The following is a 25,814-nucleotide window of genomic DNA, read 5'->3' as shown; positions in this document are numbered from 1 at the left end:
GCCCGAAGGGCATCTACCACGAGACCCGGGCCGACGACCTCGTCGTCAAGGCGATCCGGGAGCTGCTGCGCCGCAACCCGGACCTGGACCGAGGGCTTCGTCCCGGGCGCAGGCGTACGCGCCCAGGGCGGTGTGCCGCGCCACGATCCCGCGCTCGGCCCGCATCAGCCGCCAGCCCCTGCGCAGCAGGAACGGCACCGACTTGCGCCCCTCGCGCAGATCCCGCGCGAGGCGGCGGCGGAAGGTGGTCGACGGGCGGCCGCGCAGGCAGATCGCGTCGGCCAGCAGCCCCAGCTCCTGGCAGCGGGCCACGATGTCCGCCGCGAAGATGCCCTCCGCGATGAACAGCGGGGTGCGCGCTATGTCCAGGGTCTCGGACCCGGTCCGCGAGCTGGTGGCGATGTCGTAGACCGGCACGTCGGTCCGGCCGCCGGCGCACAGCTCGGCGACGGCCGCGACCGCCGCGTCCGTGTCCCACGACAGCGGGGAGTCCCAGTCGATGTCGGAGCTGCCGTCGACCAGCGGAAGGCTGGGGTCGTCGCCCTCTTTGTAGAAGTCGTCGAGGCGCAGCACGGGCAGCCCGGAGCGCGCGGCCAGCGAGGATTTTCCGGAGCCCGACGGACCGGTCAGCAGGACGACTCGGGTCGGGGAGGGAGAAGAACAGCTCACGGGACACCAGTGTGAACCATTAACCCGCGCAGGGGGTCCTCCCGGTGGCCGGTTGGTATCCAGGATCACGCATCAACTACGCTGCGTGCGCACGCGACTACGACCGCAGACGCAACCACAGGTGGAATTCCATGGCACGTCACGCAGCCTCCTCGTCGGTCCTGCGCACCGCAGGCCTCACCCTCACGATGGCCGGAGCGGCCCTCGCGCTGGCCACGGGCGGGGCCCAGGCGGGTGAGCTGGACGTTCCGGCCGCGCTGGCCGGGGTGACCGACCCGATCAAGAACCTGCAGGTCAACCCGCTGGCCAACACCGGGGTGGACCCGCTCAACAACGGCATCGCCACGAAGGTCGCGGACTTCCCGTCGGTCGGTACGAACATGGTCACCGACAGCGTGACCAAGGGCGCCAAGGTCGGCGAACTCCCCGCGGCGGCGGCCTCGTCGCTGCTGGGCCCGCTGCTGCCGGGCGCGGTGAAGTAGCGGGGCGCGGTGGCGCGTCCCGGGTACGGGAAGGCCCCGACAGCACGGGGGTCGCTGTCGGGGCCGGTCCGGGTGGGCCCGTCGGGGCCGGTGGCCTCGGCGGGCCGGGCGGGGCCTAGTAGGCCGAGCCGGAGGCGCCCAGCGACCCCGTGGGGTGCCAGACCGTCTTCGTCTCCAGGAACGCGGTCATCCGCTTCGTCCCCGGGTCGGCGTTCCAGTCGTCCGTGGACGACCGGCGCAGGACGCGCTTGAGGTTGTCCGCGGCCGCGATCTCCAGCTCCTTGGCGAGCGCCTCGTCGGCGCCGGCCAGGTCGATCGCGTTGACGTCCTGGTGCGCGGCCAGGTGCGGGCCCATCTCGGCGGCCTTGCCGGACAGGATGTTGACCACACCGCCGGGCAGGTCGGAGGTGGCGAGCACCTCGCCCAGGGAGAGGGCCGGGAGCGGCGCCTTCTCGCTCGCGATCACGACGACCGTGTTGCCCGTCGCGATCGCCGGGGCGATCACCGAGACCAGGCCGAGGAAGGACGAGTCCTGCGGGGCCACGACCGTGACCACACCGGTCGGCTCGGGGGTGGAGAGGTTGAAGAACGGCCCCGCGACCGGGTTGGCCCCGCCCACGAGCTGCGCGATCTTGTCGGTCCAGCCCGCGTACCAGACCCAGCGGTCGATGGCCGCGTCCACGACGGCCGCGGCCTTCGACTTGGACAGCCCCTCGGCCTCGCCGACCTCGCGGACGAACTGGTCCCTGCGGCCCTCGAGCATCTCGGCGACGCGGTAGAGGATCTGGCCGCGGTTGTACGCGGTCGCGCCCGACCAGCTGCCGAAGGCCTTGCGGGCGGCGACGACCGCGTCACGGGCGTCCTTGCGGGACGACAGCGGAGCGTTGGCCAGCCACTTGCCCTTGCCACCCGACGATGTTTTCGCGGACACCTCGTACACCCGACCGCTCTCGGAGCGGGGGAACTTGCCCCCGACGTACAGCTTGTAGGTCTTGAAGACGCTCAGACGCGCCGTCGACGATGACTCAGACATCGAGGTAGCCCTCCAGGCCGTGACGGCCGCCTTCGCGCCCGAAGCCCGACTCCTTGTAGCCGCCGAAGGGCGAGGTCGGGTCGAACTTGTTGAACGTGTTGGCCCAGACGACACCCGCGCGGAGCTTGTTCGCGACCGCGAGGATGCGGGAGCCCTTCTCCGTCCAGATGCCGGCGGACAGCCCGTACTGGCTGTTGTTCGCCTTGGCGACCGCCTCGTCCGGGGTACGGAAGGACAGCACCGACAGGACCGGCCCGAAGACCTCGTCGCGGGCGATGGTGTGCGCCTGCGTGACGTTGGTGAAGAGCGTCGGCGCGAACCAGTAACCGGCGGACGGCAGCTCGCACGCCGGGGACCAGCGCTCGGCACCCTCGGCCTCGCCGGTCTCGGCGAGCGCTGTGATCCGGGCCAGCTGGGCCGCCGAGTTGATCGCGCCGATGTCGGTGTTCTTGTCCATCGGGTCGCCGAGGCGCAGCGTGGACAGGCGGCGCTTGAGCGCGTCGAGCAGCTCGTCCTGGATCGACTCCTGGACCAGCAGGCGCGAGCCCGCGCAGCAGACCTGGCCCTGGTTGAAGAAGATGCCGGTGACGATGCCCTCGACGGCCTGGTCGATGGGGGCGTCGTCGAAGACGATGTTGGCGCCCTTGCCGCCCAGCTCCAGGGTGACCTTCTTGTCCGTACCGGCGACCTGGCGCGCGATGGCCTTGCCGACGGCGGTGGAGCCGGTGAAGGCGACCTTGTTGACGTCCGGGTGCTCGACGAGGGCCGCGCCCGCGTCGCCGTAGCCGGTGAGGATGTTGACGACGCCCTTGGGCAGGCCCGCCTGGCGGCAGATGTCCGCGAAGAACAGGGCCGAGAGCGGGGTCGTCTCCGCCGGCTTCAGCACGACCGTGTTACCGGTCGCGAGCGCCGGGGCGATCTTCCACGCCAGCATGAGCAGCGGGAAGTTCCACGGGATGACCTGGCCGGCCACACCGAGGGGGCGCGGGTTGGCGCCGTAGCCCGCGTGGTCGAGCTTGTCGGCCCAGCCCGCGTAGTAGAAGAAGTGCGCGGCGACCAGGGGGAGGTCCGCGTCGCGGGTCTCCTTGATCGGCTTGCCGTTGTCCAGGGTCTCCAGGACGGCCAGCTCGCGGCTGCGCTCCTGGATGATCCGGGCGATGCGGAAGAGGTACTTGGCGCGCTCGGAACCGGGCAGCGCGGACCACTTCTCGAAGGCCTTGCGGGCGGCCTTCACGGCGCGGTCGACGTCGGCGGCGCCCGCCTGGGCGATCTCGGCGAGGACTTCCTCGGAGGACGGCGAGATGGTCTTGAAGACCTTGCCGTCGGCGGCGTCGGTGAACTCGCCGTCGATGAACAGCCCGTAGGAGGGGGCGATGTCGACGACCGAACGGGACTCGGGAGCCGGTGCGTACTCGAAAAGGGAAGCCATGGTGATCAGTCCACCGTCACGTAGTCGGGACCGGAGTAACGCCCGGTGCTCAGCTTCTGGCGCTGCATGAGCAGATCGTTCAGCAGGCTGGAGGCGCCGAAGCGGAACCACTCGTTGGTCAGCCAGTCCTCGCCCACGGTCTCGTTGACCAGGACCAGGAACTTGAGCGCATCCTTGGTCGTACGGATGCCGCCCGCGGGCTTCACACCGATCTGGACGCCGGTCTGCGCGCGGAAGTCGCGGACGGCCTCCAGCATCAGCAGGGTGTTGGCGGGCGTGGCGTTCACGCCGACCTTGCCGGTGGAGGTCTTGATGAAGTCGGCGCCGGCCATCATGCCGATCCAGGAGGCGCGGCGGATGTTGTCGTACGTCGACAGTTCGCCGGTCTCGAAGATGACCTTGAGGCGGGCGGCGGTGCCGTCGGGGCGGACGCACGCCTCCTTGACGGCCTTGATCAGCTCGAAGGTCTCGAGGTACCGGCCCGCGAGGAAGGCGCCACGGTCGATGACCATGTCGATCTCGTCCGCGCCGGCGGCGACGGCGTCACGGGTGTCGGCGAGCTTGACCGGCAGGGCGGCGCGGCCGGCGGGGAACGCCGTCGCCACGGAGGCCACCTTGATGCCGGTCCCGGCCAGCGCCTCGTGGGCGATACCGGCCATGTCGGGATAGACACAGATGGCGGCCGTGCGCGGGCTGGTCCGGTCGGTCGGGTCGGGGTTCGCGCCCTTGGCGCAGAGCGCCCGGACCTTGCCCGGGGTGTCCGCGCCCTCGAGCGTGGTCAGGTCGATCATCGAGATGGCCAGGTCGATGGCGAACGCCTTGGCCGTCGTCTTGATCGAACGGGTGCCGAGAGCTGCGGCGCGCGCTTCCAGGCCGACGGCGTCGACGCCGGGCAGCCCGTGCAGGAAGCGGCGCAGCGCGCTGTCGGACGTCGTCACGTCAGCGAATGCGGGGAGTGTGGTGGGCATGGTCACCACATGAGCATATCTACGCGCGTAGCGGCCTGTCACCCCCCTGGTCTGAAATCGCCCGAAACTCCACCGCTTTCGCACACGGGTCCGCTGTGACATTTTGGTGACAGGAAGCAGATGATCCACACGCACAAGATCCGTAGATTTCTCTTCAGCAGCCCGCCACACCTGACCCGGTGGAAGACACACCGAACAGACTCAACGAGGCATGCGACTCTCCTCCGTCTTACCCACCATGCTTCAGGAGTCGTTATGCGTTCCGCCCTCGCCCTCCGCACCTCCCTCGTCACCGCCGCCGTCGCGGGGACCCTGCTCGCACCGGCCGCCACCTCGGCGTTCGCGGCCGCGACCGCGCCGCAGACGGCGGTATCGGCGGTGTCGGCGGCGGGGACGGCCTCGGACGACTCCCGCTACGAGGGCAAGCCGGTCTACATAGGCGAGGGCCTGGTCGCGGTGCTGCGCAACGGGGCCGAGGGCCCGGAGGCCTGGATCCGCTTCGTGGGCACGGCCTGGAAGCCGGGCGACAACTACATGGTCCGCGTGGTGGAGAAGCTGGACCGCACCCACACCAGCGCGACGGTGGGCTCCCTCCAGCTGAAGCTGACGCACTCGGACCAGGCAGTCCCGCTGCTCACGGTCACGGTGAACGGCACCACCGCCTCCTACCCGCTGCCGAAGGGCAAGGCCGTCCCGGCCGAGCCCACCGACCCGTGCGTCTCCGAGGTCAAGCAGGTCCAGGTCGGCGGCTACCGCTTCGCCGACCTGACGATGTCCCCCCAGGGCCCGAAGGCCTACGTCCACTCCACCGACCCGCAGGCGGACCCGTGGTCGATCACGCTGACCCGGACCAGCCCGACCGGAACCCGCGCGTACTACCTCCACATCGCGAACCCGAGCGGTGCCGCGCCGGTCATGGAGTGGAAGACCCAGGGCGGCGACTCCCCGGTCTACAAGAGCTCCTTCCCCGCGCTCCCCAAGGGCTGCAAGGCCGCGTACGAGGTCCACGACGACGCCACGCCGAAGCCCGCCCCGGCCACCACCCCGGCCGCGACCCCGAAGCCCGTCACCCCCTCGAACGTCTCCACCCAGACCAAGGGCCAGACCACCGTGGTTCCGCAGGGTGCGGTCGCGGCGGGCGCCGAGATCCCGGTCGCGACGGTCGCGGACACCGACGACACCACCACCCTGGCGGTGGGTGCCGGTCTCCTCGCGCTCTTCGCCGCGCTCGGCACCGTCGCCCTGCGCCGCCGCAGCCAGGGCTGAGGCGGCTTACGCGGCCAAGGCCGACGGCGGCCGTGGCCGCAGTCTCCCCACCCACACCCCCCCTTTGGCGGGCCACCCCCCAGGTGGCCCGCCGATCCCCGTTCAGGAGTCCCCGATGTCCCGTGCCGCCCGCCGCGCCGCCTCGCTGCTCGCGCCGCTCGCCCTGGCCGTCCTCACCGGCTGTGCGGGCGCCGCCCCGGCCGCCGCCCCGGTGGTGACCCAGCCCGCGCACGTGGCCGTCGCCACCGCTCCCCCCGCTCCGGGCCCGACCGCCGCGACCGCCGCGCCGAAGGCCGCCTCCGAGCCCGTACGGATCCGCGTGCCCGCGGCCGGGGTCGACGCCTCGCCGGTACTCAAGCTCGGGCTGGCCGCCGACGGCACCGTCGAGGTGCCCTCCGTGGCCGACGGAAACAAGATGGGCTGGTACAGCAAGGGCGTCACCCCCGGCGAGACCGGGCCCGCCGTGCTGATCGGGCACTTCGACACCGTGCGGGGCCCGGCCGTCCTCAAGGACGTCTCGAAGGTGCACACCGGCGACGAGATCACGGTCGACCGCGCGGACGGCACCACCGCCGTCTTCCGGGTGCGCGCACTGGAGCAGGTGGACAAGAAGACCTTCCCCACCGCAAAAGTCTATGGGGACACCGCGCGCCCCGAGCTGCGCCTGATCACCTGCGGCGGCGAACTCACCGCCGGCCACCGCCCGGACAACATCATCGTGTACGCGGATCTGGTCGCTTGAGGTGTTGGGGACCCGGCTGCGCCGGTCGCGGCTGCGCCGCGAGGGGCGGGGTTCCGCGCTTCGGGGTCGGGGAGGCTCCGGGGGCTGCCCGTCAGTTCTACTGTCTTGCCGTGCCGGGGCGCCCTGTCAAGGGCGCTCCCTGCGGTCGCGTCGCTGCGCGATGGCCTGCGGCCACCCTTGACAGACCACCCCGCCCCGGAAAGCCAAGAACTGTCGGGCGGCCCCCGGGGGGAGGCAGGGGGGAGCGTGCCGCTTCGGTTTCGGTCCGGCGCCCGGCCGCAGGCCGAGCGGGCCCGATGCCGCGCCCCTTGGGCGACAAGAACGCACTCAATCGCTACGCGCTCCTCCGAGAGAGGCGTCTGCGAGTCGTTTGGGGCTGATGAGGGGCGCGGCGGGAGACAAAGCTCGGCCACACGAGCGTCCAGTCGTGTCAGGAGCCGTCAAGACCGAACGGCCCCTCAAGACGCCCCTCAAGACACCCCTTTTGTGCCGTTTTTGATCTCGACTTTTAGGGCGGACGGCTGCCAGACCCGACTGCACATCGGTCTGGCCGAAGTCTCAGCCCCACGCAGCCCCAAACCACTCGCTGACGCTTCTCTTGGAGGAGCGCGTAGCGATTGAGTGCGTTCTTGTCGCCCAAAGGGCGTGTTGTGGGACCCACTCGGCCTGCGGCCGGGCGCCGGACGGAAACCGACGCGGCACGCTCCCCCTGCCTCCCCCCGGGGGCGGCCCGACAGTTCTTGGCTTTTCGTGGGGACGGGGCCTGTCAAGGGTGGCCGCAGGCCATCGCGCAGCGACGCGACCGCAGGGAGCGCCCTTGACAGGGCACGGCACCACGAAGAGACAGTTGAACTGGCGGGCAGCCCCCGGAACCCCACCGACCCCGGACGCTCGAAACCACCCCTTGAGCGGCGCAGCCGCGCCCCGGCGGAGCCGGGGTCCCCCAATTCGCGCGACATCGCGTCAGGTGTCTGGAACGCTACGCGCGGACAGGTGGACGGGCGTCCTTTGGCTGCGGTGGATGGGTGATCGATGAGTTTCACGTGTACGGGACCGGTTCTTGAAGGCGCGCTCGTGCGGCTGGAGCCGCTGGGGCGCCAGCACGCCGCGGACCTGGCGGTGGCGGCGGAGGAGGACCGGGGGTCCTACGGGCTGACGTGGGTGCCCGGGGCGGCCGAGGTCGCGGGGTACGTCGAGACCCAGCTCGGCCGTGCGGCCGCCGGGCAGGTGGTCCCGTACGCGCAGGTCGACCGGGTTTCCGGGCGCGCGGTCGGGGCCACGGCCTTCCTGGACCCGCGGCTGTGGCCCGGGGAGGAGGAGCGGCTGTGCGCGGTCGAGGTCGGTTTCACCTGGCTCGCGGCGTCGGCTCAGGGCTCGGGGGTGAACACCGAGGCGAAGTACCTGTTGTTCCGGCACGCGTTCGAGGTGTGGGGAGTGGAACGGCTCGACCTGAAGACGGATGCGCGCAACGGTCGTTCGCGGGCCGCGATAGAAGGCGTGGGCGCGCGTTTCGAGGGCGTGCTGCGGAACTGGGCGCGGTCGTGGGCTCCGGGTGAGGACGGCAGGCTCCGGGATTCCGCGATCTTTTCGGTCACCGCGGCGGAGTGGCCGGACTGCCGTGCCCACCTTGAGGAGCGGATCGCCCGGGTGCTCGCTCGGCGGGCCCTGCCGGTCGGCGGGCCGCCCCGCCGGTGACCGGGTGGCCCGCCGCTGACCTGGTGGCCCGGCGGTAGCGACCGGGGTGGCCCGGCGGAGCCGGGCCGCCCGTGCGAAGCGGCCGTGCGGCAGAATCGGGGCATGACGAGCCCCGTGCCTCCCGCTGCCGATGAGCCGGTCTACGACGACCGGGTGTACCGCTCCCCCATGGCCATGGTGACCGGAGTGCTGATGTTGGCTCTGGTCTGCTGGTTGTGCGGGGACGCGCTGGTGCGGGGGTCCGGGTCGGCGCCTTGGATCGCCGGGGCCGTGCTCGTGTGCGGGGTGCCGCTGATCGTCGCGTTCACGCTGCGGCCCGCCGTCTTCGCGAACGACAACCGGATGCGCGTGCGGAACCCCTTCCGCACCATCGAGCTGCCCTGGGCCGCCGTGGACGCCGTGCGCGCCGGGTACTCGGCCGAGGTGCTGGCCGAGGGGGCGAAGTACCAGCTGTGGTCCATTCCCGTCTCGCTGCGCGAGCGGAAGAAGGCGAACCGCCGCGCCGCCCGCGCCGCGGCCGCGGACGTTGCCGTGGCGGATGCTTCGGGGGCCGGTGCGGACAAGGTCGTGCACGAGCTGACGGAGCTGGCCGAGCGCGGGGCCGCTCGGGCCGGGGCGCAGGGCAGTGTGAAGGTGCGCTGGTCGTACGAGATCATCGCGCCGGCGGCCATCGGAGCGGTCGCTCTGATCGTGCTCCTCGCCACACGCTGAACCGCCCGGAACCGCCGCTACCGACTGTGGCGTCTTCGCAGGTGTGCAGCGTCATGAAGCCGGCGGCAGCGCCGCCATTCAACTCCGGCTCCGGCTCGTGGGCGGCGGTCTGCTGGCCGCCCACCTCCTGCTCGTCGCCTGGGTGACCCTGCGACCCCTGGACGTGCCATGGGCCGCCTCCGCGAACCTGACCCCCTTCGCCGGGATCAGATCCGACCTGGCCTACGGGCCGCTGGAGGCGGCGCGGCGGATCGGCTCGTCGCTGATCCTGCTGGCCCCGCTCGGGGTGCTGTTTCCCCTGGTCAGCGGTCGGCTCGCGCCCTCTCCGCTGGCGGCGTGGTCCTCGCTGGCCCGGACCGTCGCCGCGGGCGCGCTGATCTCCGTCAGCATCGGGATGCTCCAGACGGCGGTGCCGGGCCGCGTGGTCGACGTCGACTCGGTGCTGCTGAACGCCGCGGGCGTGGCGCTGGCGCACCTGGCCGTCGTACCGGCCCTGCGCGCCCGGCTGCGGCGCACGGCGAAGCGGGTCACGTCTCTGCCCCGTTCCCCCGAGCGCGCACCGAGGCGTTCTCAGGGATCGACCCCGAGAGTTGCCAGGGTCGGTATCGGCCCGTGGACCGAGGTCTTGTCCGCGATTCACCGGGAGTATTGAGGCATCGCAAGAAAGCGATTCCTACGAAGGAGACACCATGAGCGCCCTTGCCCGCCCCCGTGACGGCCGATGGATCGGCGGAGTCTGTGCCGGTCTGGCGCGACGCTTCGGAATGTCCGCGAACACGATGCGTCTCATCTTCGTCGTCTCCTGCCTCCTGCCCGGCCCGCAGTTCCTGGTCTACCTCGCCCTGTGGGTGGTCCTGCCGAACGAGAAGGCCAACGCCGGCTCCGGCGCCTGGTAGTCGGCCGACGACCGGCCGCCGCCCTGCCCCCGACCGGTCACCGGGTGGCCCCCGGCCGGTCACCGACCTGTCACTGGGTGGCCAGTGCGGGTCAGTGGATGGTTCGCTTGACCTTCTGGATCTGCTTGTCCGCGACGTCGTGCGGTACTTCCGCCTTCTTCTGGGCGTCGGCGACGTTGAGGGCCATGAGCCGCACGATCGTCGAGCCCTGGCGTACGACGACCACGTGGACGTGGGCCGAGACCCCCTGGGCGGCCGCGACGACCGTCCAGCTCACGCTGTCGTCCCCGCCCGCCTGGTAGGCGACGGGTTTCACCTCGCGGTAGCTGCCGACCTGCTTCTGGATGGTGGCGTTGAACCCTCCGCCGCAGGCGGCCACCGCGGCCTTCAGCCGGGCGACGAGCTGCTTCGCGTCGCTCTCGCCATAGGCGCCGAGCGTGTCCGAGATGGCGAGGCCCATCTGGGTCTGGGAGCCGACGCCCCGGTTCACAGTTTCCCGCGCGGCCGGGTCCGGCTTGTCGCCCATGACGTCGGCGAGGGGCTGGCAGGACTTCTTGTCCGCCTGCGGCTGCCCGTCGGGGGCGTTGGGGTTCTTGCCCTGGGCCGAGATCTGGTAGCCGACGAGGTCGCCCTGTTCCAGTGCGGCCTTCTCCAGCACGCTGCCGGTGCGCGGCGCGGCCGAGGCACCCGTGGCCGCGCCCGCGGAACCCGGGGTGCCCGAGGCGCCCGAGGCGCTCCCGGAGGCCCGGGAGCCCTTGGGGTCCGGGCTCTTGCCCGACGCGGAGCCACCGGCGGACGTACAGCCGACGGCGGCGGTCAGGAGTAGGGGGGCCAGCGACGCGACCGCGGCCGCTCGTGCCTTCATGCGCATGTCCTCGACCTCATACCCCGTGCGTGGGTGAGCAGTTCGGGGTGATCGTGGCACATGCCACAGCGGGGCGCACACCCCGTCGAAGAGGTGTGCGCCCCGCGTGTGTACATGCGGATCCGTGTGCGATTTCGCGGGCTTTCGGCTCGCTGCCGCACGTGCGGATGCCAGGCATGACCGGCGGATCGCCCGCCGTGAGCCGGGATCAGCCGCCGAGGGGCAGGCCACCCGGGAGGTTGCTGGTGGGCAGGCCGCCGAGCAGACCGGTGACGGGCTTGAGGGCCTCCGCCGGGTCGCTCGCCTGGGACTGACCCTCCTCGCCCGCGGCGACCTTCTGCTGGCTGGTGACACCCTGGGCGGCGGAGGTCACGGAACCGAGCAGGTCGGCGGCACCGATCGCGGGCACGGCGGCGGAGGCCGTACCGGCGGCGGCCGCGGCGAAGGCGGCACCGATCACGGCGACACCGAGGGTCTTGGCAGCTGACTGCTTCATGAAGAGTCCTTGCGACGGGGAATTGAGCGGCTCCGCAAACTAGTCACTTCAAACCCCGTCCCGCAAACATCCTTAAATATGAGAAAGCGCCCGGGAATTGCTCCTCCCGGGCGCTTTCAGTACGTCACGCCATGGCCTACGCCGAGACAGAACCGCTGGTCGAAGCGGTCTGACGGAACAGCCATTCCGACTTCAGCTCCGCATAACCTGGCTTGATCACGTCGTTGATCATCGCCAGTCGTTCATCGAAAGGAATGAACGCGGACTTCATCGCATTGACCGTGAACCACTGCATGTCGTCGAGGGTGTACCCGAACGTGTCGACCAGGTGCTCGAATTCCCGGCTCATGCTCGTGCCGCTCATCAGCCTGTTGTCGGTGTTGACCGTGAGGCGGAAGTGCAGCTTGCGCAGCAGCCCGATCGGGTGCTCCGCGTACGAGGCGGCGGCGGCCGTCTGCAGGTTCGAGGTCGGGCACATCTCCAGGGGGATGCGCTTGTCCCGGACGTACGAGGCCAGGCGGCCCAGCGTGACCGAGCCGTCCTCGGCGACCTCGATGTCATCGATGATCTTCACGCCGTGACCGAGGCGGTCCGCGCCGCACCACTGCAGGGCCTGCCAGATCGACGGCAGACCGAAGGCCTCGCCCGCGTGGATGGTGAAGTGGTTGTTCTCGCGCTTGAGGTACTCGAAGGCGTCGAGGTGGCGGGTGGGAGGGAACCCGGCCTCGGCGCCGGCGATGTCGAAGCCGACCACGCCGTTGTCGCGGTAGCGGTTGGCCAGCTCGGCGATCTCCAGCGCGCGGGCCGCGTGGCGCATCGCGGTGAGCAGGGCGCCGATGCGGATGCGGTTGCCGTTGGTCCGCGCGCGGCGCTCGCCCTCGCGGAAGCCCTCGTTGACCGCCTCGACGACCTCTTCGAGGGTCAGACCGGCTTCGAGGTGCTGCTCGGGGGCGTACCGGATCTCGGCGTACACGACGCCGTCACTGGCGAGGTCCTGGGCGCATTCGGAGGCGACCCGGAAGAGGGCCTCCTTCGTCTGCATGACGGCGCAGGTGTGCGCGAACGTCTCCAGGTAGCGGGGCAGGGAGCCGGAGTCGGCCGCTTCCCGGAACCAGACGCCCAGCTTGTCGGCGTCGGTCTCGGGAAGGTTCTCGTAGCCGACCTTGTGCGCCAGCTCGATGATGGTCCCGGGGCGCAGTCCACCGTCGAGGTGGTCGTGGAGCAGCACCTTCGGGGAGCGGCGGATCTGATCCGGGGTGGGCAGGTTGGGGGTCTCGCTCGTCATCTGCGCACTCTAGCTCCTACGCGCGTAGAGCACGGGCCAGGCGGCATGGGTCGATACGTAACAGTGACCGTGCGGACGGGTGGCGTACACCTGTCAGTCTGAGACTGTTCCGCCATGGCACAGCATGCGCCGCCGGCGCGCGGGGCCCGCCTGGGGCGGGCGGCCGGCGCGAACGGGCCGGGCTCGACAGTCAATGGTGTGGTGCTCCTGCTCCCCGGGGCGTCCAGATTCTCCCCCGGTCCGGTACGGCCGCTCGCGCGGACGCTGGGCCGGGCGGGCAGGGCGCAGGGGCTGGTCACGCACACCGTCCAGTACGGCGCGGACGGGCGGGAGGCAGCCGCCCGGTGGGCCGCGGACGAGGCGTTACGCCGCTACGGGGACGTACCGGTGTGCCTCGTCGGCTACGACGCGGGCGGCTGGGCCGCGCTGGCGGCGGCGGGGCACGAGGCGGTCAACTGCGTGGTGGCGCTGGCGCCTTGCCTGCCGGGGGCGCTGGCCGGGGCGTTGGCGGGCGGGGCGGGTGCCGTGGGTGTGGCGGGTGCGATGGGTGTGGCGGGGGGCTCGGCCGAACCCGTCAAGCAGCTGTCCGGGCGGCAGGTGATGATCGTGCACGGCACCAACGACGCGCGCAGTGACCCGGAATTGTCGTTCCGGCTCGCGGCGCGGGCGAAGAAGGCGAACCGGGCCACGTGCCGGTTCGAGGTGCACTCCGATGGGCACGGGCTGCGGGAGCATCAGGACGAAGTGGTCGCGCTGACCTTGGATTTCGTCCTCGGGACGGTGGGGTCGGGGCGGTACTCGCGGCCCGTGACGGATGCGTTGGCGGCTCCGCCGCCGTTGGGGTTGCGCATGCCGTTGGGTTCCGGCTTCGGGCGGTCATTGCGGGGGTGAGCCGTGGGGGGCGGGGGCGTGGGGGCCGGTGGGTTGGCCGCGCGCCGCTGCCGGGGCTCCGCCCCGGGCCCCGCGCCTCAAACGCCGGCGAGGCTGGAAATGGCCCGGGCCCAACGCCGGCGAGGCTGGAATGCGGTCGCCGCACCCGCGTCAGCGCAGGAGGGACGTCGCGCGGGTCAGGGTCGTGGTGAGGGCCTTGGCGGTGGGGGCCGTGGCCAGGATGTAGGGGTGGGGGTGGGAGAGCTGGACGCGGACCACGCCCGGGACCGCGCGGGCCGCGGCCAGGGCGGTGGGCCGGGCGGGAGCCGGGGGGAAGTCGACGTAGCGCAGCCCCGCGTGGGCCGCGCGCGGGTGCAGCGGCGGGGGCGGCAGGTCCAGGCCCGCGGCCAGCGCGAGGGCGAGGACGTCCACGCCGGTGGCGAGCCGGAGCAGGTCGGGTTCCAGGACCCCGGGGCGGGCGTGGGTCTCGACCAGACGGGGGCCGCGGGCGGTGAGGATGACCTCGGTGTGGGAGGGGCCGTCGCGGTGCCGGGCCACGTCGAGCACCCGGCGCACGAGGGTCCGTACGGATTCGGCCGGGCGGGGGTCCAGCGGCACCGGCAGCTGGTGGCCCGCGGTGGTGAGGCGGGGGCCGGGCAGTCGGCGGGTCCAGCCGAGGACGCGGTGGCGGCCCGCCCGGGAGAGGGCTTCGACGGTGAGTTCGGGGCCTTCGAGGAACTCCTCCACGAGCAGGTCGGTGACTTCGGGGTAGACGCGGGCCGCGACCCGCGCGTCGGCCGGGCCGGTGAGCTTGCGCACGCCCTCCCCGTCGGCGCCCGCGCGCGGTTTGACCACGCAGGGGTAGCCGATGAGTCCGGCGATGAAGGGGAGCAGGGCGGCGCGTCCGCAGCGGGCGAAGGAGACGGGATGGCCGGGGTGCAGGAGGTCGTTGGTGCGGGCGCGCAGGGCGGCCTTGTCCATGAGGGCGGTGACGGCGTCGCTGGGGGTGCCGGGCAGGCCGAGGGCCTCGTTGGCCCGGGCGGCCGCGAGGGCGCTGGACGCCGCGAAGCCGAAGACGGCGGCCCGGCGGTCGCGGACCGCGTCCAGCCGGGCGAGGGCGCGGGTCAGCGACTGGTGGTCGCGCCAGTCCGTCCGTACCTGCCGCTCCGCCCCCTCACGGTCGGACGGTACGGACGCGACCGGCGCGACCACCACGGTGCGCGCGCCCGCCCGGCGGGCGGCGGCGATCACGGCCGGGCGCGGGCTCAGCAGGATGGCCACGCGTCCGAGGCTTCCGCTCTCCACCGTGTCCACCCCCGGGTCCGGCTCGCGCCTCCCCCCGGAGGGCCGAGGCCGTGGGTTCACTGTGCCGGTTCGGCATATGCCACGGGGCCCCGGCCAGGCATCGTCTTGGTGCAGTGCGAGAACCCGAGGGGTTTACAACCCCGACTGTTCCGGGACGAATATGCACATGCCTGCCGATGACGAAGCGGACGACCTGAGCCCGGCCGCCCGGCGCCTGTACGCGTACGCCGTCGAGCGGCACGCCTTCGGCGCCGCCGAGGCCACCGAGGCCCTCGGCGTGCGGGCCGCCGCCGCCCTCACGGAGCTGGCCGCGGCGCAGCTGGTGCAGCCCGCCCCGGCGGACCCGGGCGGGAACGGCGCCGTCCGGTGGAGCGCGGTGTCCCCGCGGGCCGCGGTGGCGCGGGCCCTGGCCCCGCTGGCGCTGCGGGTGCGCGCGACCCACGACGAGATGGACAAGGTGCGCAGGCGGCTGGACGCGCTGGTGCCGGAGTACGAGGCCGGGGCGGCCCGGCGGGACCTGGGCGGGCTGGCTCCGCTGGAGCTGGTGACGGACCTGGGCGCCGTACGGGGGGTGATCGCGGAACTGGTCGCGTCCTGCGAGCACGAGGTGCTGACCTCGCAGCCGGGTGGCGGCCGTCCGGCGGACGCGCTGGAGGAGGCGATCGGGCGGGACGAGTCGGTGCTGGCCCGCGGCGTGCGGATGCGCACGCTCTACCAGCACACGGCGCGCTACTCCCGGCCGACCGCGGCCTACGTCGACCGGGTGACGGCGCGCGGGGCGCAGGTGCGCACCCTGGGCGACGGCCTGATGCGGATGATCGTGATCGACGGGCGTACGGCGCTGATGGCGGTCCCGGGTGTGGGCGGGGCGGCGCTGGTGGTGCGCGAGCCGGCGGTCGTGCACTTCATGGCGGAGGCGTTCGAACGGTCCTGGGTGCAGGCGGAGCCCTTCGCCTCGACCGTCAGTCCGGACCAGGCGCGGACCCTGTCGGACGAGCTGCGCCGGATGATCGTGCGGATGCTGGCGGAGGGGCTGGAGGACAAGGTGATCGCGCGCCGCCTCGGCATGTCGGAGCGGACGTGTCAGCGGCACATCGCCGAGGTGATGCGGGCGGTGGGGGCGAAGTCCCGGTTCCACGCCGGATACCTGCTGGCCACCGTCAACGTCGAGAACGAGAAGGAGAAGGACCAGGAGGAGGCGCGGGAAGCGGAGTAGGGGCCGGTCAGAGCTCCGGGAGCAGGCTGCCGCGGCGGGCGAGCACGAAGCGTTTGAACGCGGCCACGGGCGGGGTGTCCGGGTGGCCGGCCCGCCAGGCGAGGCCGATCTCGCGGACCGCGCGCGGGGCGGTGACGGTCAGTTCGACCACGCCGGGGCGGGCGACGGCGGGCGGCGGCAGCAGGGCGACGCCGAGGCCCGCCGCGACCAGGCCGCGCAGGGTTTCGGCCTCCTCGCCCTCGAAGGCGACCCGGGGGGTGAAGCCCGCCTCGGCGCACAGGTCGTCGGTGATCCGGCGCAGGCCGTAGCCGGGTTCGAGGGTGACGAAGGTTTCCTCGGCGGCTTCGGCGAGGCGGATCCGCTTGCGGGTGGCGAGCCGGTGGTCGTCCGGGACCACCAGGCGCAGCCGCTGTTCGTCCAGGCGGCGCGCGACCAGATCGGGGGCGTCCGGGAGCGGGGAGGTCAGGCAGAGGTCGAGCTCACCGGCGCGCAGGCGTTCCAGCATGGCCTCGCCGTAGTTCTGGACGAGGGAGAAGCGGACCTTGGGGTGGTCGGCGCGGAAGGCGCGGATGAGGCCGGGGACGGTTTCGGGGCCGAGGGTGTGCAGAAAGCCGAAGGCAACCTTGCCGGCCTCGGGGTCGGCGTCGTGCTGGAGGGATCCGGTGGCGCGGGCGATGGCGTCGAGGGCCTGCTCGGCGGAGTCGAGGAAGGTGCGGCCCGCGGTGGTGAGGGCGACGCTGCGGCCCTTGCGGGCGAACAGGGCGACGCCCAGGTCCTGTTCGAGGCGCACGATCGCCCGGGAGAGGGTGGGCTGCGGTACGCCGAGTTCCTGGGCGGCCCGGGTGACGTGCTCGTGCCGGGCGACGGCGACGAAGTACGCGAGTCGGGGGGCCAGCGAGTGTGGCACGCTCATGTCTTCTTCGTAACGAGTCATCTACAGGCGCCCCTCTGAGCTGCACTCATGCGTGAACGCATCGATTATCGCCAATCCACGCATTGGACGCATAAAAAGGGGAGGCCTATTTTCGACGTATGCCTCCCGCTCATACCGGGGCGTCCACCACCGTGGCCGCCTCCACCCCGTCGTTCCCCGCCCCGGACCCGTCGTTCCCCACCCCGGAACCCCGCTCCCCCGGCGGCCCCGGCTACCGCCGGATGAGCCTCGCGCTCTTCGCCGCCGGTCTCGCCACCTTCGCCCTCCTCTACTCCACGCAGGCGCTGCTGCCCTCGATCTCCGGCGGCTTCGGGGTGACGGCCGGTCAGGCCAGCTGGACGGTGTCCGCGGCCACCGGCGCGCTCGCGCTCTTCGTGCTCCCGCTCAGCGCGCTCTCCGAGCGGTTCGGGCGGACCCGGATGATGACCTGGTCGATGGTGACGGCCGTCGTGGTGGGCCTGCTGGTGCCCTTCGCGCCGAACCTGGAATGGCTGGTGGCGCTGCGCGCGGTCCAGGGCGCGGCGATCGCGGGCATCCCCGCCTCGGCGATGGCCTACCTCGCCGAGGAGGTCAAGCCGAAGGCGCTGGTCGGGGCGATCGGCCTGTTCGTCGCGGGCAACTCCATCGGCGGGATGAGCGGCCGTCTGGTCACCGGCTGGGCGGCGCAGGCCTGGGGCTGGCGCGCCGGGCTGCTCAGCGTCGGTGTGATGTCGCTGGCCTGCGCGGTGGCCTTCCTGGTGCTGCTGCCCCGGGCGCGGTTCTTCCGCCCGGCCTCGCTGAACCCGCGCGCGGTGGGACGTACGGTCGCCGGGCACCTGCGCGATCCGCTGCTGCTGCGGCTGTACGGGATCGGCGCGCTCTTCATGACCGTCTTCGGGGCGGTGTACACGGTGATCGGCTACCGCCTGACGGAGGAGCCGTTCTCGCTCGGGCAGGGCGTGATCGGGTCGGTCTTCCTGGTCTACCTGGTGGGTACGGTCTCCTCCGCGGCCGCCGGGCAGCTGGTGGCCCGGACCGGGCGCCGGGGCGCGCTCTACCTCGCCGTGACGACGACCGCGGCGGGCTTGCTGCTGTCGCTGTCCGACGCGCTGCCCGCGATCCTGGCGGGCCTGGTGCTGATCACCGCGGGCTTCTTCGCCGGGCACGCCGTCGCCTCGTCCGCGGTGAGCCGGACCGCGAAGACGGGCCGCGCGCAGGCCTCCGCGCTGTACCAGTCGGCGTACTACCTGGGCAGCAGCGCGGGCGGCACGCTCGGCGCGCTCGCCTACCATTCGGCGGGCTGGGGGGCGACGGTCGGGTTCGCGCTGCTGGCCGTCGCGGGCGTCGTCTCGATCACGCTGTACGGGTCCCACGCGGCCCGCGCCGAGCGCCGCGCCCCGCGCCTGGCGACGGCCGCCCGCTGACCCCGCGCCCCCTTCGGCTCGGGCGGGGCGTTGCGCCGGTTCCCACGCTCGGCGGCTCGCGCCCCCGGGCCACGGCACGCGGACCGGGACACCGTCCCGGGCGTGTCCGATGCTTGCGGGGCAGCTGCTTAGCGAACCCGCAGGCCGTTGGCTAACGTGGTACCACCCTAGGGAGAAATAGAGGTCGATCATGCCCGAGACGGCGCGACAGATCGCCGACGACTTGCGGGCACGGATCGACGCCGGCGAGTTCGGTCCCGGTGCTCGGCTGCCCGGCGAACCGGCACTGGTCAAGCAGTACGGCGTGGCCAAGATGACGGCGGCCAACGCCTTGAAGCTCCTCATCGACGAAGGCGCTGCCTCCTCGCGCCCGGGTTCCGGGACGTACGTCCGCGAATTCAAGCCGATCCGCCGGGTGGCGGCCGAGCGTCTGGCCCGGTCGCAGTGGTCTTCCGGGAACTCGATCTGGTCCGCCGACGTGAGCGACCGGCCGATGGATGTCGTGGACATCGAGGTCTACGAGTCCGTCGCGCCGCGCTGGGTGGCCCGCGCTCTCGCCCTGGAGGAAGGCGCGCCGGTACTGGTACGTAGTCGCCGCTACGTGGTGGAGGGCTCGGCGGTGCAGAAGGCCACGGCGTATCTCGCCGCGGACCTGGTGCGGAGCACTCCGATCGCCGAACCGAACCCCGGCCCCGGCGGTGTCTACGCCCGGCTCGCCGACATCGGCCACGGACCGGTCGACTTCGTGGAGGAACTGCGGGCCCGGATGCCCAGCCCGGAGGAGTCCGAGGCCCTCGACCTGCTGCCGGGTACTCCGGTCGTGGAGATCTACCGGACGGCTCTCACGGCCGAGGGAAACCCGGTAGAGGTCAACCACATGCTGCTCGACGCCGGTTCGTACGTGCTGCAGTACAACTTCCGGAGCTAGATCGCTCACCAGCGAAAAGGCCCACTTCGGTGGGCCTTTTTTGTTGTGCCGACATGGGCGGCGAAGTGACAGCGGAGCAAAGGGCATTGACCTCCCTAGGCAGGCTCTGTCCATCCTCCCGGAGACGTTGATGCAGCCGTGACCGCGGCCGTCCGGATCTGCGCGGTCTGCGACCGCCCGATCCCTCGCCGAAGCGATCCACGACCTGCTCGCCGAAGAAGACCAACACCAGGCCGAAGGCCCCCCACGCCCCTCAGTTCTCGAGGCCGGTGGGGGGCCTTCGGCGGGTTCCGGGCCCCGTACTCAGGAACGAACGCACGAACGTTCGCTCATGCGCAGTGCGCAGACCTGAGCCTTGGCCTCCCTTTCACCGCCCGGCCCCGGCGCGTCACGCTGTGTGCATGAAGCGATATCCGTGACGGGACCGACCGGGAGGTAGTCATGAAGGGCACGGCGCAAGCCACCGCCGGCATTGACGAGTTGCGCGCGAAGCTCGACCGGATCGACGAGCGGCTTCTCGAGGACTTACGGGCGCGCATCGGCGTATGTGTCGAGATCGCCCTCGTGAAGAAGGACCAGGGCATTCCGATGATGCAGCCGCACCGCATCGGGCTGGTCCAGGAACGTGCCGCGGCCTTCGGGACCGCCCACGGAATCGACCGGGACTTCCTGCGCGCACTCTATGACCTGGTGATCGAGGAGACCTGCCGGGTCGAGGACTTGGTGATCGGCTCATGAGCACCGCACACGCTCCGCGCCCCCTGCGGACCCTGCTGATAGACAATCACGATTCGTTCACCTACAACCTCTACCAGCTGCTCGGCGAGGTGAACGGCCTCCCGCCGGTCGTCGTCACCAACGAGACGGACTGGTCGACGCTGTCCATGGACGACTACGACGCGATCGTCATCTCCCCCGGCCCCGGCCGCCCGGAGCGCGAACGCGACTTCGGCATCAGCGCCCGCGCCATCCTGGAGAGCGGGCTGCCCGTCCTCGGGGTCTGCCTCGGCCACCAGGGCATCTGCCACCTCTTCGGCGGCGAGGTCGGCCACGCGCCGCAGCCCATGCACGGCCGGGTCTCCGAGATCACCCACACCGACGGGGAGCTCTTCGCGGGCATCCCCTCCCCCTATCCGGTGGTGCGTTACCACTCGCTGGCGGCCGTCCGGCTGCCCGAGGAGCTGGAGCCGACCGCCTGGACCGCCGACGGCGTGGTGATGGCGGTGCGCCACCGCAGCCTGCCCGTCTGGGGGGTGCAGTTCCACCCCGAGTCGATCAGCAGCGGTTACGGCCGCGAACTCCTCGCGAACTTCCGCGACCTGGCCCGCGCCGAGGGCGCCCGCAAGGGCGCGGCCCCGCGGGCCGCGCGGTACGCGGTCCAGGTGCGCAAGGTGGCGATGCTGCCCGACACCGAGGAGGCCTACCGCGAGCTGTTCGCCGGGAACGACCACGGTTTCTGGCTCGACAGCAGCAACGTCACCGAGGGCCTCTCGCGGTTCTCGTTCATGGGTGACGGCACCGGCCCGCTCGCCGAGTACCTCACCTATCAGGTGCTGGAGCACACCGTCCGCGTCCAGCGCCGCGACGGCCGCGACGAGCTCGTCGAGGAGAGCGTCTTCGACTACCTGGAGAAGCAGCTGCGGGCGCGCCGGATCGAGGTCCCCGAAGGGCTGCCCTTCGAGTTCAACCTCGGTTACGTCGGCTACCTCGGCTACGAGCTGAAGGCGGACACCGGCGGCCACCAGGCCCACAAGGCCGACACCCCGGACGCGGCCCTCCTCTTCGCGGACCGCATGGTCGCCTTCGACCACGCCGAGGGCGCCTCGTACCTGCTCGCCCTGACCCGCGGGGGCGACGGCGACGCCGACACGGCCGACTGGCTCGACCGCACGGCGGCCCGCCTGATGGCCCTCGGACCGGCCCCGGCCGGGGCCGCCGGCGCCGCCGCCCCGCGCAGCTTCGCCACGACCGGGATGACCGACCCCGCGCTCGCGGACATCATCCGGATGCGGCACGACCGCGGCGGCTACCTGGACCGGATCGCCGAGATCCACCAGGAGATCCACGACGGCGAGAGCTACGAGGTGTGCCTGACCAACCAGGTCGGCATCAAGGCCCGCATCGACCCCCTGGAGACGTACGCGGCGCTGCGCCGGATCAGCCCCGTGCCCTACGGCGCGCTCCTCGACTTCCCCGGGGTGTCGGTGCTGAGCGGCTCTCCGGAGCGGTTCATGACCATCGGCACCGACCGCACCGCCGAGTCCAAGCCCATCAAGGGCACCCGGCCGCGCGGGGCGACCCCGGCCGAGGACGAGGCGCTGCGCCAGGACCTGCTCGGCAACGAGAAGGACCGGGCGGAGAACCTGATGATCGTCGACCTGATCCGCAACGACCTCAACATCGTCGCCGAGGTGGGCTCGGTCCACGTGCCCAAGCTGTTCCACGTGGAGACGTACGCGCCCGTGCACCAGCTGGTCTCCACCGTGCGCGGCACGCTGCGCGACGGGGAGTCCGCGGTCACCGCGGTCCGGGCCGCCTTCCCCGGAGGTTCGATGACCGGGGCGCCCAAGGTGCGCACGATGGAGATCATCGACCGGCTGGAGGAGGGCGCCCGCGGGGTGTACTCCGGTTCGCTCGGCTGGTTCGCGCTCTCCGGGGCCGCCGATCTGAACATCGTCATCCGCACCCTGGTGGCGACCGACGACCGGGTCACCTTCGGTGTCGGCGGCGCGGTGATCGCGCTCTCGGACGCCGACGAGGAGTTCGAGGAGACGGTCGTGAAGTCCCGGGCCATGGTCCAGGCCGTGGTGGGCACCGCCCTGCACCCGGTGGCGGCCCCCCTCGTCCTCCCGGCCCCGGCGGCCACGGTGACACCGGAGACCTCCGGGAGCGCGGCGTGATCCGCCGCGCGGTCATCGTCGGCGGGCAGGGCGCCGTCGGACGGCTCTTCACGGAGAAGCTGTTCGCCAGCGGGATCATGATCTGCGTGGTCGACCCGGCCGGCGCCGGGGAACCCGCCGCGGGCGGCGCGCGCCGGATCCACGGCGACATCACCGACATCTCCCCGGCCCTGGAGAAGGAACTGCGGCTCGCCGACGTGGTGATGCTGGCGGTGCCGGAGCCGGTGGCGCTGGCCTCGGTCAAGGGGGTGGCGGCCGCGATGCGGCCGGGCACCCTGCTGGTCGACACCCTGTCGGTGAAGCAGCGCGTCGCCGAGGAGCTGAGCGCCCACCTCGACGGGGTGGAGGGCCTCGGCCTGAACCCCATGTTCGCCCCGTCCCTCGGCTTCGAGGGCCGCGTGGTGGCCGCCTCCGTCACCTACGACGGACCGCTCACCACCGAGCTGCTGGGGATGGTCGAGTCCTGGGGGGCCCGGGTCGTCCGGGTCGACCCCGTCGAGCACGACCGGCTGACCGCCGTCTCGCAGGCGCTCACCCACGCCACCGTCCTCTCCTTCGGGCTGGCCCTGCACGGGCTCGGCACCGACAGCGTCGAGGTCGGCCGGATCGCCCCGCCCCCGCACAAGACCCTCGCCTCACTGCTCGCCCGGGTCTCCTCCGGCACCCCGGAGGTGTACTGGGACGTCCAGGCCGCCAACCCGCAGGCCGCGGGCGCCCGTACGGCGCTCGCCGAGGCCGCCCGGCGGCTCGCCGACACCGTCAAGGACGGCGACGAGGAGGACTTCGCGGCCCTGATGGCCACGGTCCGCGGCGCCCTCGGCGCCGAACTCGACAACTACCGCGAGCTCTGCGCGCGGATCTTCGCCTCGGTCTGACCGGACCGCACCCCGTACCGCCATCCCACTGAGAGGCACGAGAGACATGACCGACTCCCGCCCGGGCTTCGCCGACACCGTCCTGAACCCCGCACAGCGCGCCGCGCTCGCGGCCGACCAGAGCGTCGGCGGCGGAAACCTGCTGCGCTCCGCGCTCGCCGCCAGCCCGAGCCCGACGACCCCGTTCGTCCACTCCACCCGGCCGATCACCAACCTGGAGGGCGTCGAGCAGTACGACTACAGCCTCGAGGAGATCGAGCGCCTCGCCCAGGCGTGGTCCGCCTGGTACCTGAGCCAGGGCGTGCAGCCCAAGGACCGGGTGGCGGTCTGGTTCGAGGACTCCTTCGCGTACTCCGTGCACTTCTACGCGATCGCCCAGATCGGCGCGATAGCCGTCCTCATCAACAGCAAGGCCACCCCGGCGATCGCCGAGTCCCTGCTGGAGCAGACCGCCCCGGTCGGTCTGTACGCCGACCGGGCGCGGCTCGACGGCCTGGCCGCGACCGGCACCATCCTGGACGCGCTGGACTGGACGCGGACCGAGGAGGCGCTGCCCGCGCCCCCGGCGGTGGAGCTGCCCGAGAGCGCGTACTGGCACCACGTGGACGAGGACCCGGTGGTGATCCTGCACTCCTCGGGGACCACGGGCCGCCCCAAGCCGACGATCCACACCCACCGGACCATCGTGGCGGGACCGCAGTTCCGGCTCGTGGACTTCAAGGAGAACCCGGGCGCGCTGATGCTCACCGCGCTCCCGCAGTCCCACCTGGGCTGCATCGCCTTCACCGTCTACGCGGTGCTGGCCGGGACCCCGGTCGTCGCGCACAGCGACCGCGACGGCGCCGACCTGGCGGCGACGGTCGCCGCGCACCGGCCCACCGCGGTGATGGCCTTCGCGCACTCCTACGCGGAGCTGGCCTCCCTGGACAACGCCGACGGCGCCCTGGACAGCGTCAACTCCTGGGTGTCCATCGGGGACGCCGTCCACCAGGCGCACATCAACAAGGTGCTCTCGCTGCGCTCGCCCGAGCTGGACTCGGCCCAGTTCTTCGACCGCCTCGGCACCACCGAGCTCGGCTGGGGCGTCCTGCTGAAGATCCGCACCCGGGACTCCGAGCGCAACGACCGCTGCGCCGGACAGCCGGTGGGCGTCGCCGAGGTGGCGATCCTGCGCAAGGACGGCAGCCACGCCGACATCGGCGAGGTGGGCTTCCTGGCCGCCCGCGGCCCGGCCATCACCCCCGGCTACTGGGGCGACTCGGCCACCACCTACCGCTACAAGCTGGCGGGGCACTGGCTGCCGGGCGACATGGCGTACAAGGACGCGAACGGCGACTTCTTCCTCGTCGACCGCGCCGCCGACCAGATCCAGACCGCCCAGGGCCCGGCGTACTCGGTGCTCATGGAGGAGGTCCTCCTCAACGACGTGCCCGCCTTCGAGGACGTCGCGGTGGTCGCGGGCGGTGAGGGCGCGTGCGTCGTCCCGGTCGCCGTGGTGACCACCAAGGAGGGCGCCGAGGACGTCGGCAAGCTGCTGCTGCGCGCGAACGAGGCGCTGGCCGCGGCCGGCCACCCGGAGCTGCGGCTGCTCGAAGTCGCCGCGGACGAGGCCGACTTCCCGGTCGGCGTGACGGGCAAGGTGCTCAAGCGCAAGCTGCGCGAGAAGTACGCGGACCTCGGCGCCTACCTCCAGGACGGCGCCGGGAAGACCTTCGCGGCGGCGGGCTGAGCGCAACCACCATGGGACGGCCCTGTCCCGGCCCGGCGAGGGGCGGACCGGGACAGGGCGAGGCACGGCAGTGGGAACGGGGTCCGGATCAGGATCGGGGCGCGAAGGCCGCGGCCACCGCGAGAGCGGTGTCGTTGGCCGGCGGGGTACCGATGGTGATCCGGACCCCCTCGCCGGGGAAGGCCCGAACGGCCACCCCGGCTTCCGCGCATGCGGCGCCGAACTCCGCGCTGCGTTCCCCGAGTCCGAGCCACAGGAAGTTGGCCTCGCTGCGCGCGGGCTCGAGCCCCAGGTCCGCGAGCGCGAGCGCGGTCCGCTCCCGCTCCTTGACCAGCTCCTCGACCCGCGCGAGCAGCTCGGCCTCCGCGTCCAGCGAGGCCACCGCCCCCGCCTGGGCGGCGCTGTTCACCCCGAAGGGCACGACGGCGGCCCGGATCCGCGCGGCCACGGGCTCGTGGGCGACGGCGTACCCGATCCGCAGGCCCGCGAGCCCGTACGCCTTGGAGAACGTACGGACGACGACCAGGTCCGGGCGGCCGGGCAGCAGGGCGACCCCGTCGGCCACCCGGGGGTCGGTGACGAACTCCCGGTACGCCTCGTCCAGGACGACGAGGACCCCGGCCGGTACCCGGTCCAGGAACCGCTCCAGTTCAGCGCCGGGGACGGTGGTGCCGGTCGGGTTGTTCGGGTTGCAGACGATGACCACGCGGGTGTGCTCCCCGATCGCCACGGCCATCGCGTCGAGGTCGTGGACGGCGCCGGGTCCCAGCGGGACCCGCACGCCGACGCCCCGTGCGATGTCCGTGAGGTGCGGATAGGCCTCGAAGGACGGCCAGGCGTACAGGACCTCGTCGCCCTCCTCGCGCACGAACGACTGGAGGAGGTGCTGGAGCACCCCGACCGAGCCCGCGCCGAGGGCGAGCCGCCCGGCCGGGACGCCGAGCCGGTCCGCCAGGCGGGCGGTGAGCCCGGTGGAGAGGCGGTCGGGGTAGCGGTTGACGTCCTGTGCCGCCGCGGCGAGCGCCTCGGCGACCGAGGGCAGCGGGGGGTAGGGGTTCTCGTTGGCGGAGAGCAGGTGCACGGGAGGGTCCTTTCGAGGAAGGGGCGGAGGAGATGA

25 protein-coding genes are annotated in these 25,814 nt (G+C 72.3%); 15 read left to right on the top strand and 10 right to left on the bottom strand.

Annotated elements, in window-relative coordinates; genetic code table 11:
* Window positions 1-45: 45 nt before the first annotated feature.
* Entirely contained in the window at window positions 46-735 is a 690-nt protein-coding gene (locus ABT084_RS34865; protein WP_351052928.1) for a uridine kinase family protein, read from the bottom strand.
* A gap of 65 nt (window positions 736-800) precedes the next feature.
* On the opposite strand from ABT084_RS34865, the gene ABT084_RS34860 reads away from it, so the two are divergent.
* Window positions 801-1,151 (top strand): hypothetical protein, encoded by a 351-nt coding sequence (locus ABT084_RS34860; RefSeq protein WP_351052926.1) that lies wholly within the window; start codon window positions 801-803, stop codon window positions 1,149-1,151.
* Window positions 1,152-1,266: 115 nt separating this feature from the next.
* Here ABT084_RS34860 and ABT084_RS34855 read toward each other — a convergent pair whose 3' ends face one another.
* Genes ABT084_RS34855 through deoC form a run of 3 tightly spaced genes read right to left on the bottom strand, consistent with a single transcriptional unit; the run spans window position 1,267 to window position 4,581 of the window.
* Window positions 1,267-2,184 carry an aldehyde dehydrogenase family protein gene (locus ABT084_RS34855; protein WP_351052924.1) on the bottom strand — a complete coding sequence of 306 codons (918 nt, stop codon included), beginning with the start codon at window positions 2,182-2,184 and terminating at the stop codon, window positions 1,267-1,269.
* Complete coding sequence (locus tag ABT084_RS34850) at window positions 2,177-3,613, bottom strand: aldehyde dehydrogenase family protein (protein WP_351052922.1); 1,437 nt, start codon at window positions 3,611-3,613, stop codon at window positions 2,177-2,179. The genes ABT084_RS34855 and ABT084_RS34850 overlap by 8 nt, the downstream gene beginning before the upstream one ends.
* Before the next feature lie 5 nt (window positions 3,614-3,618).
* Window positions 3,619-4,581 carry a deoxyribose-phosphate aldolase gene (gene deoC, locus ABT084_RS34845; RefSeq protein WP_351052920.1) on the bottom strand — a complete coding sequence of 321 codons (963 nt, stop codon included), beginning with the start codon at window positions 4,579-4,581 and terminating at the stop codon, window positions 3,619-3,621.
* Window positions 4,582-4,836: 255 nt separating this feature from the next.
* Here deoC and ABT084_RS34840 point away from each other — a divergent pair, with 255 nt between their 5' ends.
* The 6 genes from ABT084_RS34840 to ABT084_RS34815 all read left to right on the top strand — a co-directional run bounded on the left by ABT084_RS34840 (window position 4,837) and on the right by ABT084_RS34815 (window position 9,891).
* On the top strand, window positions 4,837-5,847 hold the full coding sequence (locus ABT084_RS34840) for a hypothetical protein (protein ID WP_351052918.1): 1,011 nt from the start codon (window positions 4,837-4,839) through the stop codon (window positions 5,845-5,847).
* 115 nt (window positions 5,848-5,962) lie between these two features.
* Complete coding sequence (locus ABT084_RS34835) at window positions 5,963-6,589, top strand: class F sortase (RefSeq protein ID WP_351052917.1); 627 nt, start codon at window positions 5,963-5,965, stop codon at window positions 6,587-6,589.
* A 1,032-nt stretch (window positions 6,590-7,621) separates the two neighbouring features.
* Window positions 7,622-8,284 (top strand): GNAT family N-acetyltransferase, encoded by a 663-nt coding sequence (locus ABT084_RS34830; RefSeq protein WP_351052915.1) that lies wholly within the window; start codon window positions 7,622-7,624, stop codon window positions 8,282-8,284.
* A gap of 102 nt (window positions 8,285-8,386) precedes the next feature.
* Entirely contained in the window at window positions 8,387-8,995 is a 609-nt protein-coding gene (locus tag ABT084_RS34825) for a PH domain-containing protein (RefSeq protein WP_351052913.1), read from the top strand.
* 43 nt (window positions 8,996-9,038) lie between these two features.
* A complete protein-coding gene (locus ABT084_RS34820) occupies window positions 9,039-9,647 on the top strand; it encodes a VanZ family protein (protein ID WP_351052911.1) in 609 nt (202 codons plus the stop codon).
* Window positions 9,648-9,684: 37 nt separating this feature from the next.
* Window positions 9,685-9,891 (top strand): PspC domain-containing protein, encoded by a 207-nt coding sequence (locus tag ABT084_RS34815; protein WP_351052909.1) that lies wholly within the window; start codon window positions 9,685-9,687, stop codon window positions 9,889-9,891.
* Window positions 9,892-9,982: 91 nt separating this feature from the next.
* On the opposite strand, the gene ABT084_RS34810 is transcribed toward ABT084_RS34815, so the two are convergent.
* From ABT084_RS34810 to ABT084_RS34800, 3 genes are all read right to left on the bottom strand, one after another.
* Window positions 9,983-10,756 (bottom strand): hypothetical protein, encoded by a 774-nt coding sequence (locus ABT084_RS34810; RefSeq protein WP_351052907.1) that lies wholly within the window; start codon window positions 10,754-10,756, stop codon window positions 9,983-9,985.
* Window positions 10,757-10,964: 208 nt separating this feature from the next.
* Window positions 10,965-11,252, bottom strand: coding sequence for a hypothetical protein (locus tag ABT084_RS34805; protein WP_351052905.1), 288 nt, complete (start codon window positions 11,250-11,252; stop codon window positions 10,965-10,967).
* A gap of 136 nt (window positions 11,253-11,388) precedes the next feature.
* The gene (locus ABT084_RS34800) at window positions 11,389-12,537 is read right to left on the bottom strand and encodes an adenosine deaminase (RefSeq protein ID WP_351052903.1); all 1,149 of its coding nucleotides are present in this window, start codon (window positions 12,535-12,537) and stop codon (window positions 11,389-11,391) included.
* Window positions 12,538-12,651: 114 nt separating this feature from the next.
* On the opposite strand from ABT084_RS34800, the gene ABT084_RS34795 reads away from it, so the two are divergent.
* Window positions 12,652-13,428, top strand: coding sequence for an alpha/beta hydrolase (locus ABT084_RS34795; protein WP_351052901.1), 777 nt, complete (start codon window positions 12,652-12,654; stop codon window positions 13,426-13,428).
* Window positions 13,429-13,578: 150 nt separating this feature from the next.
* Here the strand turns inward: ABT084_RS34795 and ABT084_RS34790 are convergent, their stop codons facing one another.
* Complete coding sequence (locus tag ABT084_RS34790) at window positions 13,579-14,688, bottom strand: ATP-grasp domain-containing protein (protein ID WP_351052899.1); 1,110 nt, start codon at window positions 14,686-14,688, stop codon at window positions 13,579-13,581.
* Window positions 14,689-14,878: 190 nt separating this feature from the next.
* Here ABT084_RS34790 and ABT084_RS34785 point away from each other — a divergent pair, with 190 nt between their 5' ends.
* The gene (locus ABT084_RS34785; RefSeq protein ID WP_351052897.1) at window positions 14,879-15,928 is read left to right on the top strand and encodes a LuxR C-terminal-related transcriptional regulator; all 1,050 of its coding nucleotides are present in this window, start codon (window positions 14,879-14,881) and stop codon (window positions 15,926-15,928) included.
* 7 nt (window positions 15,929-15,935) lie between these two features.
* Here ABT084_RS34785 and ABT084_RS34780 read toward each other — a convergent pair whose 3' ends face one another.
* Complete coding sequence (locus ABT084_RS34780) at window positions 15,936-16,862, bottom strand: LysR family transcriptional regulator (protein ID WP_351052896.1); 927 nt, start codon at window positions 16,860-16,862, stop codon at window positions 15,936-15,938.
* A gap of 98 nt (window positions 16,863-16,960) precedes the next feature.
* On the opposite strand from ABT084_RS34780, the gene ABT084_RS34775 reads away from it, so the two are divergent.
* The 6 genes from ABT084_RS34775 to ABT084_RS34750 all read left to right on the top strand — a co-directional run bounded on the left by ABT084_RS34775 (window position 16,961) and on the right by ABT084_RS34750 (window position 24,697).
* The gene (locus ABT084_RS34775; protein ID WP_351052894.1) at window positions 16,961-18,265 is read left to right on the top strand and encodes an MFS transporter; all 1,305 of its coding nucleotides are present in this window, start codon (window positions 16,961-16,963) and stop codon (window positions 18,263-18,265) included.
* Window positions 18,266-18,455: 190 nt separating this feature from the next.
* Window positions 18,456-19,193 (top strand): GntR family transcriptional regulator, encoded by a 738-nt coding sequence (locus ABT084_RS34770; RefSeq protein WP_351052892.1) that lies wholly within the window; start codon window positions 18,456-18,458, stop codon window positions 19,191-19,193.
* 441 nt (window positions 19,194-19,634) lie between these two features.
* On the top strand, window positions 19,635-19,931 hold the full coding sequence (locus tag ABT084_RS34765) for a chorismate mutase family protein (protein WP_351052889.1): 297 nt from the start codon (window positions 19,635-19,637) through the stop codon (window positions 19,929-19,931).
* The gene (gene pabB, locus ABT084_RS34760) at window positions 19,928-22,093 is read left to right on the top strand and encodes an aminodeoxychorismate synthase component I (protein WP_351052886.1); all 2,166 of its coding nucleotides are present in this window, start codon (window positions 19,928-19,930) and stop codon (window positions 22,091-22,093) included. Before ABT084_RS34765 ends, pabB begins: the two co-directional genes overlap by 4 nt.
* Window positions 22,090-22,968, top strand: coding sequence for a prephenate dehydrogenase/arogenate dehydrogenase family protein (locus ABT084_RS34755; protein WP_351052883.1), 879 nt, complete (start codon window positions 22,090-22,092; stop codon window positions 22,966-22,968). Before pabB ends, ABT084_RS34755 begins: the two co-directional genes overlap by 4 nt.
* Window positions 22,969-23,014: 46 nt before the next feature.
* Window positions 23,015-24,697: a class I adenylate-forming enzyme family protein gene (locus ABT084_RS34750; RefSeq protein WP_351052880.1), complete on the top strand. Its 1,683-nt coding sequence runs from the start codon at window positions 23,015-23,017 to the stop codon at window positions 24,695-24,697.
* Between the two features lie 88 nt (window positions 24,698-24,785).
* Here ABT084_RS34750 and ABT084_RS34745 read toward each other — a convergent pair whose 3' ends face one another.
* A complete protein-coding gene (locus ABT084_RS34745) occupies window positions 24,786-25,778 on the bottom strand; it encodes a histidinol-phosphate transaminase (protein ID WP_502969271.1) in 993 nt (330 codons plus the stop codon).
* Window positions 25,779-25,814: the final 36 nt, after the last annotated feature.

The sequence above is a fragment of the Streptomyces sp. NPDC002138 genome (assembly GCF_040296485.1).
GTDB lineage: Bacteria > Actinomycetota > Actinomycetes > Streptomycetales > Streptomycetaceae > Streptomyces.
Note: the sequence above shows the minus strand (reverse complement) of the source record. Positions and strands in the feature narration are given on the sequence as shown.

Coding starts and splice junctions, on each gene's coding strand:
- ABT084_RS34860 (WP_351052926.1), top strand. CDS start 801: ATGGCACGTCACGCAGCCTCCTCGTCGGTCCTGCGCACCGCAGGCCTC.
- ABT084_RS34855 (WP_351052924.1), bottom strand. CDS start 2,184: ATGTCTGAGTCATCGTCGACGGCGCGTCTGAGCGTCTTCAAGACCTAC.
- ABT084_RS34850 (WP_351052922.1), bottom strand. CDS start 3,613: ATGGCTTCCCTTTTCGAGTACGCACCGGCTCCCGAGTCCCGTTCGGTC.
- deoC (WP_351052920.1), bottom strand. CDS start 4,581: ATGCCCACCACACTCCCCGCATTCGCTGACGTGACGACGTCCGACAGC.
- ABT084_RS34840 (WP_351052918.1), top strand. CDS start 4,837: ATGCGTTCCGCCCTCGCCCTCCGCACCTCCCTCGTCACCGCCGCCGTC.
- ABT084_RS34835 (WP_351052917.1), top strand. CDS start 5,963: ATGTCCCGTGCCGCCCGCCGCGCCGCCTCGCTGCTCGCGCCGCTCGCC.
- ABT084_RS34830 (WP_351052915.1), top strand. CDS start 7,622: ATGAGTTTCACGTGTACGGGACCGGTTCTTGAAGGCGCGCTCGTGCGG.
- ABT084_RS34825 (WP_351052913.1), top strand. CDS start 8,387: ATGACGAGCCCCGTGCCTCCCGCTGCCGATGAGCCGGTCTACGACGAC.
- ABT084_RS34815 (WP_351052909.1), top strand. CDS start 9,685: ATGAGCGCCCTTGCCCGCCCCCGTGACGGCCGATGGATCGGCGGAGTC.
- ABT084_RS34810 (WP_351052907.1), bottom strand. CDS start 10,756: ATGAAGGCACGAGCGGCCGCGGTCGCGTCGCTGGCCCCCCTACTCCTG.
- ABT084_RS34805 (WP_351052905.1), bottom strand. CDS start 11,252: ATGAAGCAGTCAGCTGCCAAGACCCTCGGTGTCGCCGTGATCGGTGCC.
- ABT084_RS34800 (WP_351052903.1), bottom strand. CDS start 12,537: ATGACGAGCGAGACCCCCAACCTGCCCACCCCGGATCAGATCCGCCGC.
- ABT084_RS34795 (WP_351052901.1), top strand. CDS start 12,652: ATGGCACAGCATGCGCCGCCGGCGCGCGGGGCCCGCCTGGGGCGGGCG.
- ABT084_RS34785 (WP_351052897.1), top strand. CDS start 14,879: ATGCCTGCCGATGACGAAGCGGACGACCTGAGCCCGGCCGCCCGGCGC.
- ABT084_RS34780 (WP_351052896.1), bottom strand. CDS start 16,862: ATGACTCGTTACGAAGAAGACATGAGCGTGCCACACTCGCTGGCCCCC.
- ABT084_RS34775 (WP_351052894.1), top strand. CDS start 16,961: ATGCCTCCCGCTCATACCGGGGCGTCCACCACCGTGGCCGCCTCCACC.
- ABT084_RS34770 (WP_351052892.1), top strand. CDS start 18,456: ATGCCCGAGACGGCGCGACAGATCGCCGACGACTTGCGGGCACGGATC.
- ABT084_RS34765 (WP_351052889.1), top strand. CDS start 19,635: ATGAAGGGCACGGCGCAAGCCACCGCCGGCATTGACGAGTTGCGCGCG.
- pabB (WP_351052886.1), top strand. CDS start 19,928: ATGAGCACCGCACACGCTCCGCGCCCCCTGCGGACCCTGCTGATAGAC.
- ABT084_RS34750 (WP_351052880.1), top strand. CDS start 23,015: ATGACCGACTCCCGCCCGGGCTTCGCCGACACCGTCCTGAACCCCGCA.